This window comes from Luteolibacter algae (assembly GCF_042683045.1).
GTDB lineage: Bacteria > Verrucomicrobiota > Verrucomicrobiia > Verrucomicrobiales > Akkermansiaceae > Luteolibacter > Luteolibacter algae.
In genome coordinates this window covers 1-16,556 of the sequence record NZ_JBHUIT010000021.1, presented here as the reverse complement: position 1 = coordinate 16,556, position 16,556 = coordinate 1, and the positions used below count along the sequence as shown (strand labels likewise).

11 protein-coding genes are annotated in these 16,556 nt (G+C 55.5%); 4 read left to right on the top strand and 7 right to left on the bottom strand.

What is annotated here, in order from left to right; all coding sequences use genetic code 11:
- From csy2 to ACFSSA_RS10880, 5 genes are all read right to left on the bottom strand, one after another.
- Nucleotides 1-776: type I-F CRISPR-associated protein Csy2 (csy2, locus tag ACFSSA_RS10900; RefSeq protein WP_386820479.1), on the bottom strand; the 776-nt coding region annotated here is incomplete at its 3' end.
- Between the two features lie 12 nt (nucleotides 777-788).
- Nucleotides 789-2,078, bottom strand: a complete 1,290-nt coding sequence (gene csy1 / locus ACFSSA_RS10895; RefSeq protein WP_386820478.1) for a type I-F CRISPR-associated protein Csy1 — start codon at nucleotides 2,076-2,078, stop codon at nucleotides 789-791.
- 182 nt (nucleotides 2,079-2,260) lie between these two features.
- Entirely contained in the window at nucleotides 2,261-5,467 is a 3,207-nt protein-coding gene (gene cas3f / locus ACFSSA_RS10890) for a type I-F CRISPR-associated helicase Cas3f (RefSeq protein WP_386820477.1), read from the bottom strand.
- 56 nt (nucleotides 5,468-5,523) lie between these two features.
- Nucleotides 5,524-6,501, bottom strand: coding sequence for a type I-F CRISPR-associated endonuclease Cas1f (gene cas1f / locus ACFSSA_RS10885; RefSeq protein WP_386820476.1), 978 nt, complete (start codon nucleotides 6,499-6,501; stop codon nucleotides 5,524-5,526).
- Between the two features lie 519 nt (nucleotides 6,502-7,020).
- Nucleotides 7,021-8,142 carry a hypothetical protein gene (locus tag ACFSSA_RS10880; RefSeq protein WP_386820475.1) on the bottom strand — a complete coding sequence of 374 codons (1,122 nt, stop codon included), beginning with the start codon at nucleotides 8,140-8,142 and terminating at the stop codon, nucleotides 7,021-7,023.
- A 264-nt stretch (nucleotides 8,143-8,406) separates the two neighbouring features.
- Here ACFSSA_RS10880 and ACFSSA_RS10875 point away from each other — a divergent pair, with 264 nt between their 5' ends.
- From ACFSSA_RS10875 to ACFSSA_RS10860, 4 genes are all read left to right on the top strand, one after another.
- Complete coding sequence (locus ACFSSA_RS10875) at nucleotides 8,407-9,870, top strand: tetratricopeptide repeat protein (RefSeq protein WP_386820474.1); 1,464 nt, start codon at nucleotides 8,407-8,409, stop codon at nucleotides 9,868-9,870.
- 310 nt (nucleotides 9,871-10,180) lie between these two features.
- Nucleotides 10,181-10,861, top strand: coding sequence for a lamin tail domain-containing protein (locus tag ACFSSA_RS10870; protein WP_386820473.1), 681 nt, complete (start codon nucleotides 10,181-10,183; stop codon nucleotides 10,859-10,861).
- Between the two features lie 298 nt (nucleotides 10,862-11,159).
- On the top strand, nucleotides 11,160-11,822 hold the full coding sequence (locus ACFSSA_RS10865) for a PEP-CTERM sorting domain-containing protein (protein ID WP_386820472.1): 663 nt from the start codon (nucleotides 11,160-11,162) through the stop codon (nucleotides 11,820-11,822).
- A gap of 123 nt (nucleotides 11,823-11,945) precedes the next feature.
- Nucleotides 11,946-15,209 (top strand): SdiA-regulated domain-containing protein, encoded by a 3,264-nt coding sequence (locus ACFSSA_RS10860; protein WP_386820471.1) that lies wholly within the window; start codon nucleotides 11,946-11,948, stop codon nucleotides 15,207-15,209.
- Nucleotides 15,210-15,310: 101 nt separating this feature from the next.
- Here ACFSSA_RS10860 and ACFSSA_RS10855 read toward each other — a convergent pair whose 3' ends face one another.
- Nucleotides 15,311-15,535, bottom strand: a complete 225-nt coding sequence (locus ACFSSA_RS10855; protein ID WP_386820480.1) for a helix-turn-helix domain-containing protein — start codon at nucleotides 15,533-15,535, stop codon at nucleotides 15,311-15,313.
- 478 nt (nucleotides 15,536-16,013) lie between these two features.
- The gene (locus ACFSSA_RS10850; protein WP_386820470.1) at nucleotides 16,014-16,181 is read right to left on the bottom strand and encodes a hypothetical protein; all 168 of its coding nucleotides are present in this window, start codon (nucleotides 16,179-16,181) and stop codon (nucleotides 16,014-16,016) included.
- Nucleotides 16,182-16,556 lie beyond the last annotated feature (375 nt).

Below are 16,556 nucleotides of genomic sequence, written 5' to 3'. Positions count from 1 at the left end.
GAGGAGATGGCGCGATATCCGGAGGCGATGGGGACAAGCCAACCGGGGCGGCGCAAGATTTCCCATGAGGCGGGCTGGCCGGGGGAATCATCTTCGCCGGGCGGTATGTCGGAGACGAGGATCCTTGTCCGAGCGCAAATGTCCGTGAGTGCCAGCAGTGCGGTGGTCTCGGGTTGGGTCACTTTCATTTCCCTATGGTGTGCGGCGAGCCTCCCTGTAGCAGATACGAGCGCGAATCCCCCGCGCACTCGGGAGAGGATTTCCCGGGTATCTGTCTGTACTTGGGTGCTGTCTTTCGAGAGGTTGTTCAGGATGGGCTTTGGGAAACGGCTTGTTCCGAAGCGCCCCTCAGTAGGAATGATGCTGCCGCCAGCGAGGCGCATGGTGGGAAGGAGCCGTGCGATGGCTTGGGTGACGGCTTCACGATCTTCCAGCACCCCACTGGAGTGGAGGGAAATGACTAGGCTTATTGTGAGGTGGGCGCGGGCTTCTTCGATGGTGGAGGGAAGTTTCCCATCCGCTTTCAGGGGATTTCGAGAAAGGTGAAAGTTCGATTCATACACGCCGCTAGCCTGCGCGTTGAAAGCGTGGGAGAGAACGGCGAAAGCACCCAGCGATACCCCGGGATGAGCTGCTGAAAGCTTGCGCGAAAGGGCATGGACAAATCCTCCGAAAGCCGGAGGGCCGGGGAAGCCCCAAGTGAAAGGGCTGGTGAGTGCGTTGGCGTTCTGAACGCGGATGCGCGGGAGAATGAGGATGGCGTTGGGATGCGACATGATTTGATAGGATCAGTGCTGAGGCATGGAGAACTGGAGTCTGGCGGCAAAAATCGCAGACCAAGCAGCGGCGTGGGTGGAATCGAGCGCCAATGCAGGGAGCGAACGACCTTCATTCCGACGCGGAGAGTTAAATTCTCCGAGGGCTGCAAGCAGCCAGCTTCCAAAACGATTCCCAAGGACGACAGGATCTGAGGAAGCAGCGTTTTCCTGCTCGCTGCGAAAAGGATCGAGCCAGTCCTTTTCCTCGGGGATGAGCGAGTAGGCATCGGTCCAGCCGGGCGGGAGTTCGCTCATCAGATCGACGAGATCTAGGACGGCATCGGCAATGACGAGGATTTGAGCCTCAATGGCTTCGCGGTATTTCTCGTTTTTCGCATGGTGTTGGCGGAGGTATTCCAGGAGTGAACGAAGCTCAGATTTGATGACCACGTTGCTCTGGAGATTGCGGTCGAAAATCGTGGTGGCGGTTGGGGAAAGCCTGAGAAGGTTTTTGCTCCAAAGGGGAGGTATGGATGATAGGAGGTAAGCGTTTCCTCCACGCTCCGAGTTTAGCTGGGTGATATTCTGGGGTTTTGAGCCACCAAAGCCGATTTTTGCCAAATCACGATATTCCCTGTAGCTGGCTGGGGCTGAAATCTCGGCGACTGGTGTATTTCGCAGTTCTTTGGTTTTTTTGGAAAATTTATCTTCTCTGATGGTCTCATAGAACCCGTGGGCGAGCGAAGTGGGATATTGAATGGTGAGAAGATGATAATCATCTTTCGTTTCGGGGACGGGAAAGTAGATCTGTTTTGCAAGTTCGTCGGTCGATAGCGGCTTGTCGGAAATCGCAATTTGTTTGAATTGTTTGGCTAAATTGGCAGCCAAGCTAGGATCGACAGCAAGGGCGGCGATGGTTTCGGGATCGTCACGAAGGAGGTTGGAGAGAATTGATTGGCCTTGATAGCGAACTTTGAGAAACGCGAAGGATCCAAGATACGCAGCATTTCCGACAACATCATCGACCATCCCCTGAATTTCCGTGCCAACAAGCCCCTCAGGCAGAGCAACCGAAGGAAGGAAGCGAATTGCCGAGGCGGAACTGGAGGGATGGATAAATTTTGGAGAATGGGTAACGAGAGATAGAGCCGCAGCCTTCTTGGCGGCATTCGGAATCCAGTTCTCGGGACGGTGTTCTTCGATCAGTGCTTCACGCTTCGCAAGATCTTTGACGGGCTTGAGCTTTTCTTCGAGACGGGCTTTCAGAAACATCGAAATCGCATCGCGGACAGAAGTAGGTTCGGGGATGGGAACACTCATTGGAGTGGTTACTAAGAAGACAGTTAGAGAGAGAGTCCGCAAGGGAAATCTTCCAGTTATTAAGTTTTAGTTTGATAAAGCAAAATTTTGGCTATATTCGGTGAATATCGAACTGCCGGACAGGCAGCTTATCGAAGTTAGTAAGTCTGAAATAAGACGATGTTCACTGCCGCACAGGCAGCTCATTTCCTCTCCCAAAATCCCAGCCGGAGATGGTGATGCCAGCCATGGTCTTTCGGAACGAGGGAGATGGTGGCAAAATCGCGGGCGGCTCGCGCTAGGGGGATGTCGAATTTTTCCGCGAGGATTTTGAGGCGTTCTCCAATATCTGATTCACCCCAGAAATGGATGGAGGATGATAATTCTACATCCGTTCGCCAATAGAGGTTGTCACGTTTTTGCGGAAGTTCCCGATCAGGGATTTCCATGAAGGACAAATTGTCGTTTCCATCCTCCGGGGCGAGGTAGTAGGTGACTTCTTGGATTTCATTTTTCCGGAAGGGCTGAAGTTTTTGGAGGGCGGCGGTGAGATGGATGTTGCGCGGGTGATCCCAGAAATAACGAGGCGGGAGATCGTACGCTTCATCGTTAGAAAACAGTTCTTGAATGCGCTGATGCTCAAAGTCGGTAAGTTTACCCTTCGAGTTAGGGTTTTCCGGACGCTGGATGCGGGGGCGGGAATCCACGGTTTCCAGCTCGGAACGACGCAGTAGCTCGTCGAGTTTCCGGGATGATAGGACGTGCCCGTCATCCTCAAATCCGGGACGCAAAAAGACAGGTTTGCCTGCGACTTCGGTTTGCGCTTTGCGGTTTTCGTTGAGGATACGGAGATTGACCTCTTCCCATTTTCCCGGACGGTGGCGGCGGATGCGACCCGCAAGCTGGATGATGGAACGCTGGGAAGACGGCTCGACCACCGCCCAATCGTAATCATGATCCCGCCCCACCTCGGCGACCGGGCTAGCGATGACTAGGAAGATATGATTCCCGGCAGGATTCTTGTCCAATGCTGTGCGAACGCTGGGATGGCTGAAGGCAGTCGTTTCGTCTTTCCGGTTGAGACAGGCATCGAGCATGGCCTCCATGTCGGAGCGGATCAGAAGCGGATGGCGACTGTGGTAGCAGCAGAGGTGGATGTGAAAATCCTCGGGTGCGGCGCTGGCCAGAATGGATAGAGCCGTGGTAATTAGTGGCGCGATGTTCGCCATGCGGAAAAGTCCAAAGCTGACCTTTGCCCCGGTGACGGGATCCGTGGTTGCGTTTAGATGGTGGAGCTGGGTGAAATTTTCCAACAGGATCTCGGGCGAAAAACCGATTTCCGGCGATACATACGGCAGGGAAACTATTTCTGCACGTCGGCGCGGTGGAAGTGTTGCCAGATAGGAAGAGCGTTTTTTGGTAAATTTAGCATGAGCCACCGCAAAGTCCGCCTTACTGGACGAGATTTCTGAATGGCGATCATTTTCATCAAACCACGCGCAGCAGATGCCAGATGGTGGCTGGGGCAGTCCGTGGTTTTTCCTAAAAACTTCATGACCCGACTGATAGGCAAGGAAGAGAGCTTCGATAAAATCCGGCGGCAACGTGGCGGAAGAAAGCAAAACTCGTGAGCCAAAAAGTCCAGCGAAATGAACGAGCCGGGTGATGGCTGGCATGTCGTTGAGATCGAAATCGTCCGGCTCGTCGAGCACGAGATCCGAGTTCATCAGTCGCAGGATGGGAGCGATCTGGCGACCGCCGCGCATGGACTCGGAAGCGGAAATCAGGTGATCCACGGTAGTGACCAGCAGCGGAGTGCTGATGAGCTTGGAATGATGCTCATTTTCAGAGAGCCAATGTTTCAACGGACCGTCCGCGACAGGACCGTTGTAGTCGATTTGGCCTTGCATTCCGCTGGCGTAATCGGCGGATTCGGAACCTCCTTGATCAAACGTTCCATCCTGATTTTCCTCGAACAGACGCCTCACACCAGCACCGCCGCCAACCATGATTCCAAGCTGCCCGGCATCGAGTTTGAGCCGCTTCCGGTATTCCTCTCCCGTCTGCAAGGTCAGGCTGCGCAGGCCTATGGCGATGGTGAAACGCGCGTCATTCCTCTCCTCAGAAAGTGCATACATAATGCGGGCGTTGGCGAGAGTTTTTCCGGTGCCAGTCGAAGCCATGTTCACTCCGAAAAAACCGTGGAGTTTGGATTCACGCTGGCAACTGCTGGCGAGTTCAAAAGCTTCGTCCTGCCAGCGAAACCGCGCGTCGGAAGAGCGTTTTCGAAGATTTTTTACGAGACCCAGCGTGGGGAGATCCCGTTTTAGACGCGGGAGGGAATAGACGATCCTGCGGGCGTGTTTTGTAACTCCGATCAGGTGCTCGTCGAGGCGTTGTTTGAGTTTTTTCGTTTTACCATCCGTGTTGGCGTAGAGGATTTTCTGGGAATCTTTGAGGACAGGATCACCGTAGCGAGGATTTGTCGCTTCGCTGGAATAGATGTGATCTGCAAGCATCAGGCACAACCTCGCGGCATGTAAAACATGTGGATCGGACAGATAACAACAGTCCGGACTAAGGAGCATTTGCGGAACTCTACCGGCTGTAGCACGAGCGAGTTGGCACCAGGAACGACTCGCGAATGGCAGTCCGTTTTCAAAAAGAAAACAGGCGTCTTTTTGATCGGGAGTGACGTCCTTTCCGGGATTGTTCCAATGAAAATTACATTGGTCGAGCCCGTTGGAGACAGTGGCCAAATCAGATGGCACCTCCGGCAACGGCATGCGGTGGTGACTCAGAATCAACCATGCCACCGCCTTTGCGAGAGGAGGAAGATTTGCCAAGCGTTTTCCAAACGGCTCGGCTGTTTTATAGACCGCGAGGCTCTCGACTATCTCTGCATCTCGGGCGGAATTCGGTTGGATATTGGAGAGCCGCGCAATCCAGTCAGCATCGTTTCCCTTGGCCACGAACGATACGAATATTTCCAAGGAGATCCATTCGTGGCGGTATGGATTCTTTGTGAACTTTGAAGTATCCTTTTTTTTCAATGAAGCGCGAAGGCGCGTCTGGAAAAAATCGCAGGCTTTGCCAAAATCGTGAAAAAGCGCTGCGATGCCCACCAAGGCATCGATGATTCGGATCGCGTGCCACTCATTTTCATCGGCACTGCGGACGATGTCCCGGGCGGTAGTATGGGTAGCGACCAAACCTTCGGAGTTAAATTCGCCCCGTTTCCCCACGGTCCACAGGAGTTCTGCGCGGCCACCTTTTTTAATCCAATGGCAGGCCACGGCGGAATTGCGCCGGGCGGACTTCCGCAGCATTCGGTAAAACGTTTCCATCCCCGCTTCCGTCGTCTGCACAAGCCACGTGCGCCGACCGATGCGCTGTCCAAAGTGATCCATGATCCTACGGGTTTCTTCAAGCGCCCTCCCCTGACACTCTGAAATGACGAGCACGTTCATGAGTCCGCCCCCACTTCGGATTTAGCGATGCTTTGGAGAGTTTCTATCATCAGATCCAGACATTCCGTATCCAGAAAACGCGCGATCAGCTTGCCCCTGAATTCCTGCTCGTCATCCCCATCCATCGCGGAAAGAAACGCCTGTGGCATGACCACTGCGTCTTTCACGATATCGGCAACATCGAACACCAAACCACCGCGCCGCGTCTTCCCGTGCAGCACGGAAAGCCCGTGGGGGAGCCCTAACACCCACGTTGCCGTAGCTGCGAGACCATATGCTAGGTAGTTTCCGTGATCGAGAAACCGATTCGCAGCATCAACACCGCTGCCTCGTTTTCTCCGCTTGAAACTGCCGTAATCCGTCCCGTTGGCGACGAGCGCGTAGAGCTTTTTCGAGAACTCTCCCTCACGTGCCAGCAGCGTTCCTATGTCGTCGCATGAACGCATCGCAGCCAAGGCATCTCTATGCATCCGTTCCAGCTTCAAACCATCTGGCGCGAACACCCGCTCCCCACTGCTAACTCCCTTTTTCCAAAGTCGCAAAACCAATCCCAGCCTCACGTCCTGCAGCATTTTCGCAGCGGAGAGCCTCTTCCCCCTATCCATCCAAAGATCTATCCAGTCCTGTAAATATTCCGTCGGACGGTATTCGCTCTGCGGCGAAATCCAAGTAACCTCGATATCGAATTCACCACCACTGAAGAGAGGAGTCCCACCACCACCGCAAAAACCTACCATGACTCCGGCTCGTGCCAGATCCCTCATGGCCGCCTGGGTTACCGAGGTGCCGGTTCCCAAGAGTATCGAAGTCGTGTTCGCGATGGGAATATTCCAGTATTTTGCCCGGTTTGGCTCCTCCGTGACATATTCGACCCTCCCGCCGTTCACCAGAACTCGGCAGTGCTCCAGATAATAAATCTGTGCCCGTTTGGAATGCAGAATCGTTTTCAAATCCGATGACCGAAAGTCCTCCATAAGATCTGAATTATGATCAGTTACCCTATGAACACAATATCCTAGGTCAACAAAAGGAGTTATCCTGTATTTCCTCCTTGGTAAGCGCGCTTCGTAGGACTCTTACACCCCATCTCATACGTTCACTTTTCAGAAACTGTAGCGCGGCTCTCTAGGATGTTTTGCGCTTCCTCAACCACTCGAATAAGCTCTCTATTGTCTGATTCCCGAAGGATATTGGGTTACAGTCTGATGCGCGATTACAATAAAAAGGAATTGGGAACGCGGAGGGAGTTCATGGGCCTTGTCCTCAGTTACATGGGCGAGTCGGGAGGGTTTCAGCCGCAGCAAGCCTCCCCCACCCTCAAAATTGAAATACTTCTAGCCGAACTGCCATGCCAACGCATTGGGAAATCTCAGATTGAAGCTCATTTTCGGATCGTATAGCGATACCCGTATTACAGGAGTTCCCTGACTGAGACTCTTGCGGGTTATCGAGAACCTGTAGTTGCTAGGTGGGCCGGATTGTTCCCGAGACACTCAATCGTCCTTGTCGTATTCGTTATCCTCGCCCACCCTATCTTGAAGCTTTTCCTTACGTCCTTCGATGGTTCTGAGTAGATTTTCGGCATCTGGCTGTGTTGCCGCCCAGATTTCTGCCTTATCAAGATTTTCCAAAGACATCGCCTGAATGACGCTGGAAACCATCTGCCCGTAATTCAAGGTTTCCGGCTTCCGGGATTCCATTTCCACCGCCCAGTCCAGTGCCCCTTTTGGATCGAACTTCGCCTTGGCTGCGGAAATCAGCATCAGCGCCGAGTTAGTTACATAGGGCTTGTCCAGACGTTCCTCAACCAGGGCAACAGCCTCCGGATCACTCCCGTTCGCCACCTTGCTTGCCAGCGCAGTGAACATAGTTTCCAGATAAGGGCTGGCAGCATTGTCGGAATTCCCCTCCAGCTCCCGCAGCACCGCAGAGGCATCCTCAGTCGTTGAGGATGTCACCACCGCTCCGCCCGCCGCCGCTTGCTGGCTGGGGTGGAGAGTCGCTACTAGATTCATCGCACCCTGCGGGTCGTCCTGCGTGCTCGCGGCGATGTATGCGACGGCCATTTGATCTCGAAATTTCCCTGGCGGGAGCTGGTTCAACCAGTGACCGGCAGAATAGGTATCGGCTTGGATCCAGCCCTCATACTGCTGTTTGAGATTCCCTATCTCCGCGAAGTCCTCCGCCGTGCCCGTCCGCTCCGCGAGCAAGTCCGCACCATCAAGCTGCCCGGCACGGAAGTGCAGCAACTCCTCTTCACCGCCCAGTGGCATGCCCGTTGCTTTAAGTTCTGCTATCGCATCCCGCACTTGCTGTAAGTCTGTGGCATTGCAGGAGGAAATTATCCGCAGGAAGGCCGACATCCGTGCAACTGGATCTTGTGAACGCAGCGCGTTTAGGCTGCGGTCGCGGACATTGCTGAACATATCCGAGCCCCCATCGGCCGGCCGCTCCCGCTGGGGGCGCCCTCCAGCCCTTTCAGATGGAGTTTTTCTTTCTCCAAAGGAGGGAACCCTTCCAGCTTGCGCACCGGTTGCATCACCCAGTTTTTCGCCCTTGTCCGAGCCACCTCTACCCATCCCACCCCAGACTGCGAGGGCGAGAACGAATATCATCCAAGCGGTACGCTCCGTTTGTTTCATAGGCTAGAACCTTTCGAACAGGCTATCCACCTATGAAAGAATTTCTGTATGACATTTTCGCCACTTTTATTATATATTAGCGTCTAATCTAGTTTCTTATAAATATGTATCATATTTTCACAACCACATCACCGTGGCACATTCGTAACATATTGTTACACTTTCGCCATTATGCGCGTAGGAACTTGCGAATTACCGCCCTAAATAGTTATTTTATGCATTTATACGTCAACGACAATGAAATCCATCGCAGTCGCCCTCATTTTCTTCTTTCAAATTCTAGCGGTTTTTTCCACAGAGCTTCCCATCGCCACCCCAGAGCGGGGAAGCAATCCTGACTTGAATCAAGCGGTGACTCTTTACCGCAGCGGCTGGAATGCCTCCGCTACTGAGCTGGCACGGCCACTCGCGGAAAAGGGGGAGAAAGATGCATGGTTTCTCCTCGGTCTCCTGCTGGAGGACGCTGCACCGGCGCGGCTCTCCCGGGCTCAGGCGATGGGCTACGCCTATGGGAGGGCCGCTGCTGCCGGGCACTCGGAGGCGGAATTTCGCCAGATCATTACGGGCATAGCCTCAACCGGTGAGGAGAAAGCGCGGACAGAGGGTGTGCGGCAGCTCGAAGAGGCCGCGACTGCTGGCAATCCCGTAGCGCACCGCATTCTTGGCGAACTGCACCTACGCGGCTTTGCCAACGGGAAAAGGGATGCTGGGAAAGCCCAGGAATCCTGGAAGCGCGCCGCAGAGCTGGGAGACAAGCCCTCACTCCTCCTGCTCGCGAAGCTCGCAGAAGGCCTCTACACCGCTCCCGAGGAGAAAGTTGCGGACTCGGCAACCGTCGTGGAACTTTACCGTCAGGCTGCCAAGGGAGGAGATGCCACGGCGTCCCTGCGCCTTGGCGAGCTGCTCTACAGTAACAATCCTGAGGAGTCACGGCGATGGATAGAAAAAGCCATTTCAGCAGGTGCACCCGAAGGTCATGCCACACTGGCAGACCTCATTGCCGCCACCGACAAGCTGGCAGCCCGGCTCCACTACGAAGAAGGCGCGAATGCGGGCGATTCCCGCTGTATGGTAAAGCTCGCCGCACTTCTGTCCGAGGGAGAAGTTTTACCACCCGATTCGATACACTGGCTTGAACAAGCCGTGGCCTTGGGAAATGCCGATGCTGCAGCCTTTCTGGGTGCCACTTACCTCAAGGAACAGCCCACAGAAAGCTACCCCTACCTGCTCCAAGCCGCAAAAGACGGCATCCCACAGGCGCAGGCGGATCTTGCCTCCCTCTATGTAAGCGGTAGGCTGGGCTACGCTGATTCCCATGCTGCGGTCATATGGCTCACCGAGGCCATGAAATCCGGCGATGCCGATTTCCAATACCGGCTAGGTTATCTTCATGAGCAGGGCACCGGAACACCGGTCAACTACGCCAACGCGGGTGTCCTCTACACTATGGCTTGCAATAAGGGCCATGCCGCCGCCGCCGCCAGAATCGCCCGCATGTCTGCGGAAGGTCTGGGCACGCGGAAGAATCCCGTCCAAGCTTGGGCATACGCCAGCCTTGCTATCGAGCGCGGTGACCATTCTGTCAACGATCTGCTCGCCGGGCTGGATCAAAAGATCGGCGATGCCGGGAGGGAGCAGGCTCGTGAAGCTCTTGCCAAATTGCGCAGCGCGTCAAGTCCATTCCAGAGCACCAAAGACTGACCCCTCGGCACTTGGAATCGTCTGGAATGCCACCTGCCAGACGACAATCCCAGGAATGGAATTACCTTGGTAGTTATGCACGGCATAATGGCTCCCACCGCCCGAACTCCTAATCCGGTATACATAACTCAGTATTTCGAATTGACTCTGCGGTATGCTGCTTATTTGCAATTTTGAGTGGCAAAGGTGAAACCCTAAACCGATGGTCTACACCGGAAAATCTGGTTGAATGCATATGTACAGGAAAATTCTGGAGCACAAGCTCCTACCTGTCCTGAATAAAGAAAAAGCAGCTAAAGTAACCAAAAATATGAAACCACTATATCTTACACTCGCAGCTATCGCCGCTGCTGCCGTTACCGCCCACGCTCAAGCCGATGTCCAGATCACCGAGATCATGTACACCGGTCTTTTCGGCGAATTCGTCGAAATTACCAATGGCGGAAATGCCAGCCAAAACATGACCGGCTGGAAGTTCTCGGACAATGCCCGGGGGCTCAGCCTCGCTTCCGTCGCCACTGCCACCGATATCTCCGGCATCGGCGGCGGCACTCTTGCTGCTGGCGACTCCGCCATCATCACGGAAGTAAGCTCCACGATCTTTATCCAAGCGTGGTACACCGAGGCATCCACCGCACTTCCAAGCGGTTTTACCGGTATCCCTGCCAACAGGATCGTCCAGAACAACGCAGTCAACCTCGGCCGCACGGACGAGGTCAACATCTACGCTAATGGTGCCATAGATGGCGTCAATGACTTTGTAGATCGTGTCACCTACACCGACCAGGGTGGGGCATCTGCGGACAAAGGCCCCCGTTCGGAGGATGTTAGCGCGGTTCCGTCGAGCAACAACACGGCTGCCACCTTCAGCGGATGGCAGCTTTCATCTGTCGGCACAGGTGCCGCTTGGAAGGCTGGAGTCCAAGGTTCCATCAATGGCCGTCCGATTCCAGGGCCGGTTGGCAGCCCGGGCGTCTGGCCTAACCTGTAACTGGTTAACCGAATCCACTCGAAGATTCCGATTGCCACTATCCACAGGCTGTCGTCCAAATATTTTGGGCGGCAGCCTCTTTGTTTCACGGCTGCGTGCTTTGCGTGCCTTCAGCAAAATCTTTGGAAGCCAGGTATCCGGGTGTGCTGCACATTTGCAGCTTTAGGTGGCGAAGATGGTACCTTGATCTAGTGGAACTCTCTCCTGAATCTGATTCCATCCTGACGCTCTCGGGCGGCTCGCAACAAGCCATGGTTCTATGGCCGGACAAATATTGAATACATACCTAATTCTTAATATGAAAAATATCATCAACTCTTCCATAGCAGCGCTTTTTGCGCTGTCCTTCACACCTTCAGCATCCGCTGTCACCATCGTGTCGTATACTACCAGCGGTTCTTCGTATGCCCCTAACGACTTCGCTGACAATCTCCAGCCAACTACGTCCTTTGTTCCCGCCGCCGGTAGCGGACTTTCACAACAGGGCGATCAACTGAGAGGCTGGGGAACAGCTATCGATCTGCAAAAATATGCGGGTTTTAAAATCTCGGCCGATCTGGGTTTCGAGCTGGAAATCGATCTGTTTAATTTTAGGAGCAGAGGGACAACTAGCACATTCTTCCCCCAGGGAGATACACTTTCTTTCCAATGGGGTTATCGGATTGATTTGAACAACGATGGCTCCTTTGGTGACGTGGGTGAGGAGTGGGTTTTGGATCGGTCGTATAGTCCGGGTGATTCGGATTTCACTAGTACCTTAGCCAAGCAGTGGGATGTGGACATCAGGACTACCGGGACGGTGGAATTCGGATTCTTCGGTGCAGCAGCTACTGCTACTGACGGAGCTATTACAGCCCGGACTGCTGAGGTGATCGGGAATGTCAATGCGGTTCCCGAGCCATCCGCTGTCCTGCTATCTGCACTGGGTAGTCTTGCGCTGCTGCGCCGCCGCCGGAAGTGATCCAAGTCATTTTTTCTTTTTCGCCGTTCTTCCATTCTTCCGGGGGGATGGCTTCTCCAATTCCTCAGCCCTCGCTGAATCCCGAATACGCATTTCCAATCAACAAAACCATTTTCTAGAATCATGAACTCACTTTACTCTTTGGGAATCGCGGCGGTCATCAGCGCGGTTCCGGCATTGGCGCTGGAACCACTCAGCAATTACACACACATTGTGACCTATGCCATCTCCGGCGTGAGCGAGGCCTCCGGAGTCACTTATAACTGGGATACCGACACCCTCTTCGCCATCGGCGATGAAGGTGAGGCGCTCGTCCAGATCACCAAGACCGGGCAGACGATCGATATGATGGCCTTCGACTTCAATGTCTCTCCGCGTGATGCACGGGGGCTGGATGATCCGGAGGGGGTGGCCTATCTGGGAAACAACACGTTCATCATCGCGGATGAGCGTGATTTCATGGGACGGGTCACGCCCTATGAAGCGGGCACACTCCGCACCCAGGCGCAGTTGAATCCAAGGTCCTATGACTTCGACCATCTCAACATTTTCGATAACACCAACAACGGGCTGGAAGGGATTACCTACGATCCCATCGACAAGGCGGTGTGGGCGATCAAGGAACTGGGGCCTGTGAGTGTTTTCAGGATGACAGGAGTGCCCGATGTCTCGGGAAACCCAGTGCTGCCCATCAGCGTGAGCGAACCGATCGAACGTCGCTTCATCACCCGGTGGGACACGCAACCGGCGGCCAATCCGATGGGAGTCCAGCAGGTGTCCGATATCTTCGCGTTGTCAACCGTTGCGGCGATCCCTGCGGACGATCCAAGAAAAACGAATTTCCTGCTGCTTGCCAGAAACCGGAACCTAATCTTCGAGGTGACGAGAACCGGAACGGTAGTCGATACGCTGAGTATCCTACCTATCGGACGAGGGACCATCGAAGGACTGACCATGGACAACGACGGAGTGATCTATCTTTGCTCGGAGCAAGGAGCAGCGCCGAACGACTTCTCTGGCCTCCATGTGCTCACCCCGCCTCCAACGAACTACACGTTGCAACTTCTCCACCTTTCCGACGGTGAAGCCGGATTGCTCGCCTCGCAGACCGCTCCGAACCTCGCCGCGCTGGTGGACGCCTTTGACGACGACCATGAGAACACGCTGATTCTCTCTGGCGGCGACAACTTCATTCCAAGTCCCTTCCTCAGCGCGGGAACCGATCCTTCGCTGAACGCGGTTCCCGGTATTGGCGCCACCGCCTTCGCCCGCCCGGATATCGCCATTCACAACGCGCTTGGCGTGGAGGCATCCGCCATCGGCAACCATGAGTGGGATCTCGGCTCGAATGTCTTCGCCGATGCCTTCCGCGCCGCGGGCACATGGGTGGGCGCGCAGTTCCCGCACCTTTCCGCGAACCTGGATTTCTCCGGCGACTCGGCAATCAACCCGCATTTCACGAATGTGACTCTGGACGGCACCGCCACCAGTATCCCGGAAGCCGCCGACCGCAAGGGCAAGATCGTGCCCACCGCCGTCATCACCAAGGGCGGCGAGAAGATCGGCCTGATCGGCGTGACCACCCAGCTCATCGAAACGATTTCCTCGCCGAGCGGAACTACGGTGAAGGGCAGCCCGGGCAGCGACGAGATGGATCTGCTTGCCAGCCAGGTGCAACCCTACATCGACGAACTCGCGGCGGAAGGGGTGAACAAGATCATTCTCCTGTCCCACCTCCAGCAGATCACCAACGAGCAGGCGCTCATCGGTAAGCTCCGCGGGGTGGACATCATCCTCGCCGCCGGATCAAACACGCGCCTCGGCGACAGCGATGACGTGGCGGTGGAATTCCCCGGCCACGCCGCGAGCTTCGCCGGTGATTACCCGATTCGCACACAAGATGCCGATGGCAAGCCCGCGCTGATCGTCAACACGGACAACGAGTTCACCTACCTCGGCCGCCTCGTGGTGGACTTCGACCTCAACGGGGAACTGCTGTTTGACTCGCTGGATACCCGTATCTCTGAAAACGGAGCCTATGCTGCTACCGCAGAGAACGCCGCCGCCGCGTGGGAAACCACGGTTGGCAACCTCGCTACTACTGCCTTCGCCCCCGGCACCAAGGGAGCCGCGGTGAAAGCCATCACCGATGCGGTGCAGGCGGTCATCAATGCCAAGGACGGCGAGGTCTTCGGCTATACCACGGTTTACCTCGAAGGCGAGCGGGCCTTCGTCCGCAGCGAGGAAACCAACCTCGGCGACATCACTGCCGATGCGAATGCGGCCAAGCTCCGCGCCATCACCGGCAGCACGGCACCCATCGTATCGATCAAAAACGGCGGCGGCATCCGCGCCCAGATCGGCGCGGTGTCCAGCGCGGGCGGTAGCTCGGAAAAACTCCCGCCCCCGGCCAACCCGGCCGTCGGCAAGCAGGAGGGCGGCGTTTCCCGCCTCGATATCGAGAACGCGCTGCGCTTCGACAACAAGCTCATCGCCTTCGAGACCACACCGGAGGGCTTGAAAAATATCCTCGAACACGGCGTCGCCCTGTGGCCGAACCAAGGTCGCTTCCCGCAGATCGGCGGGGTTTCCTTCGCCTGGCATCCGTCCCTTCCGGCCGGCAGCCGCATCGTCAGCCTTTCCCTGGTGGGCGAGGACGGCGAGCTTGCCGCCGCGCTCTACAAGGATGCGATGCTCGTCACCGATGCCCCGGAAGGCATTTCCGTGGTCACCCTGAATTTCCTCGCCAACGACGGCGACGGCTACCCGATGAAGGCGAACGGCTACAACTTCCGCTACCTTCTTGCGGACAACACGCTCGGCCCGGTGCTGGATGAAGCTGCGAATTTCACCGCAGCCCCGTCGCTGCCTGCCAACCCCATCGGCGAGCAGCAGGTCTTCGGTGATTTCCTCACCGCCCACCATGCCACCCCGGAAAGCGCCTACGCCACGGCGGACACGCCCGCCGCCGAAGACATCCGCATCCAGAAGACGGACGTCCGCGCCGACGAGGTGCTGCCCTTCACCTTCGCGGAGCTGGTCGGCTACAACCGCTATGCGGATGCCCTGCGCCTGCTCGGTCTTGATCCGATGCTCGCCATCAACTCGCCGGACGCCCTGGCCGCCCTGCAAGGAGTGCGCGATGACGGTAAGGAAGAAGTGCGCACCAACCCCGGCGCTTACGGCTTCTACACGGCGGATAGCATCCAGGACCTGCGCGGCACCGGCCTGCTCATCCAGGTGGAAGGTGAGGAAGTGAACCTCACGATGCCCGTGGAGCGCAGCACCACTCTGTGGGCGGATTCATGGGAGCCATCCGGTGCTCTCGAAGCCACCCTGCCAAAGATCGGTGACAAGGCCTTCTACCGCCTGACTTTACCGGAATAGGCTGACAGCCGCCGTTCACCCGCCTAGAAACCCCGCTCGACTGCCTCCGGCGCCGGGCAGTTTTTTAATCTAGTATCACGTAGCGGTAGGAAACCGATGAGTCATAGTATATTATTATGACCGTCAACCGAATTCAGCGCAGCCCGATAAAGCTCCCCGAGATCGATGTCCAGAGCGTTCGCCCAACGCATTGCAACAATCACGCTCGGAATAATCTGGCTCTTTTCCGCTCGGGAAAGATTGGTCGGATGGACACCGATTTTCCCTGCAAGCCTCCGCAGTGAAATTTTCCGTGCAAGGCGGATTTCTCGCAAGGAGCCGAGCATTTCTTTCCAAAGGCTTTCACTGATCCCTATAAGGTCTTCGGTTGAAATAGTGTATGGAAATTCTTTGGGCATGCACTCAGTAGGAAATGTTGACTACAGAATTTTCTCCGAAGTTTTGGGCTTATTATGACCACGATCACTTTCTATGCTGGATCAATCCGAAGGCATCGGAGATGCGTCGTTCAAGAGATCGAGGCTTACAGATATTCAATCTGTCCATATCACGTCAGACACAGCTTAGAGGAAGTGTTTTTTGAAACGTTTCCGCCCCCATACGCAGGAAAACAGGCGAGCTGCTAAGGGTTGCCGGTCGCCGCCAGGGGTGGCTGGATCGAAAGGAAAAGTTTCTTACGTGAACCTCTTGGCTCCGGCGAGCTGCTGACCCGCCCATTCTCGCCGGGAACCCTGCTAAAAAGCTTTTCTCGATAGCGGGATTCAGGATTCAAGAATCCTTATTTTCTGACCTCTGCTCTTTGATTTAACGTGGGAAAACACCTATGCTCCCGGCATCCTGCGCCTCTTGTGCCAAGCCTTCGATCTCGAAGCCGATGGCTCGGACCACAAATGCGAGGCGCACCTTATCGCCGAGGCCCGAGCACTGCACTCCAAGGGCAAGCATGTCATTCCCATCATTGATGACGCGCACTTGATCCCTCTCGAGGCACTCAGGAAGCTGCGCTTGTAGGTTTGAAAGAAATCAAAGGCTTCGGGACATGCACCTTAGTCCGAGTTCCTTCCCAATTCCTATCGCCGACCACGATTGCAACGTTTTGCTTTGAAAGCCACCGGTCGGAGGTTCTCCCCCATCCCACACTTCAGCGATCAACCCATCTTCGATCACGATGACCCGATCCACTCTAAGACCGTAAGCATCTGCCGGATCATGAGCTACGGTGATCATTGTCGAAGATCTGGCCTCCCGTTTCGGATGCCCGCAAACAGAGGGCGATCGAAGATGAGAACGCCCGGATGAAACGCATCATCGCCGACCAGGCGATGCAGATCGACATCCTCAAGGAGA

Bases quoted from the DNA above. Each gene is read 5' to 3' on its own strand.
- ACFSSA_RS10865 (WP_386820472.1), top strand. From the start codon at position 11,160: ATGAAAAATATCATCAACTCTTCCATAGCAGCGCTTTTTGCGCTGTCC.
- ACFSSA_RS10880 (WP_386820475.1), bottom strand. From the start codon at position 8,142: ATGATATTCGTTCTCGCCCTCGCAGTCTGGGGTGGGATGGGTAGAGGT.
- ACFSSA_RS10860 (WP_386820471.1), top strand. From the start codon at position 11,946: ATGAACTCACTTTACTCTTTGGGAATCGCGGCGGTCATCAGCGCGGTT.
- ACFSSA_RS10855 (WP_386820480.1), bottom strand. From the start codon at position 15,535: ATGCTCGGCTCCTTGCGAGAAATCCGCCTTGCACGGAAAATTTCACTG.
- ACFSSA_RS10870 (WP_386820473.1), top strand. From the start codon at position 10,181: ATGAAACCACTATATCTTACACTCGCAGCTATCGCCGCTGCTGCCGTT.
- csy1 (WP_386820478.1), bottom strand. From the start codon at position 2,078: ATGAGTGTTCCCATCCCCGAACCTACTTCTGTCCGCGATGCGATTTCG.
- cas3f (WP_386820477.1), bottom strand. From the start codon at position 5,467: ATGGATCACTTTGGACAGCGCATCGGTCGGCGCACGTGGCTTGTGCAG.
- ACFSSA_RS10875 (WP_386820474.1), top strand. From the start codon at position 8,407: ATGAAATCCATCGCAGTCGCCCTCATTTTCTTCTTTCAAATTCTAGCG.
- cas1f (WP_386820476.1), bottom strand. From the start codon at position 6,501: ATGGAGGACTTTCGGTCATCGGATTTGAAAACGATTCTGCATTCCAAA.